The 519-nt window shown below is 38.7% G+C and carries 1 protein-coding gene; it reads right to left on the bottom strand.

What is annotated here, in order from left to right; all coding sequences use genetic code 11:
• On the bottom strand, positions 1 to 519 hold a 519-nt coding region (locus tag PG766_RS16875; RefSeq protein ID WP_270591409.1), incomplete at both ends, for a restriction endonuclease subunit S.

Raw genomic sequence — 519 nt, 5'->3', positions numbered from 1 at the left:
TGGTGAAGAGTGATGAGGTGGTCGAGGTTGGCAAAATATTGTCCAATCTTCTGTTGCTCTTCAATTCCTGGATATAAAAATTCCATTTTTCCTATCTGATGAAAATTTAATCCTTCTCTACCACCACCAGCTTGAAATGAATCAATCTGATTCTGACCATTGGAAGAAATGATATTCAACTGGATAAATTCCGGAGATGCATCCGAACCTTTAGTACGAATAATGCAGACATGCTGATTAACATTGGCTCGCAACTCCCTTGTAAATACAGCACTTCTTCCTATTGAAGCACCGGTAATATTCAAAAGGACATCTCCTTTTAAAACCCTGGAATTTTTCATATCCTCATCTGTTTGTTCATCAATAAAAACTACATCAGATAAATCAACGCGATCTCCATTTACATTCTGAGATCGTATCAACGCAATTCCATCATCTTTATATGCAGCTGCTCCGCCTTTAGGCGTTTTCCCACTTCCAATTTTTGTGGTGATATCGCCAAGCTTACGCTGTTCCCAA

This window comes from Coprococcus sp. LG101-27 (genome assembly GCF_027695515.1).
Taxonomy (GTDB): domain Bacteria; phylum Bacillota; class Clostridia; order Lachnospirales; family Lachnospiraceae; genus Allocoprococcus; species Allocoprococcus comes.
Note: the sequence above shows the minus strand (reverse complement) of the source record. Positions and strands in the feature narration are given on the sequence as shown.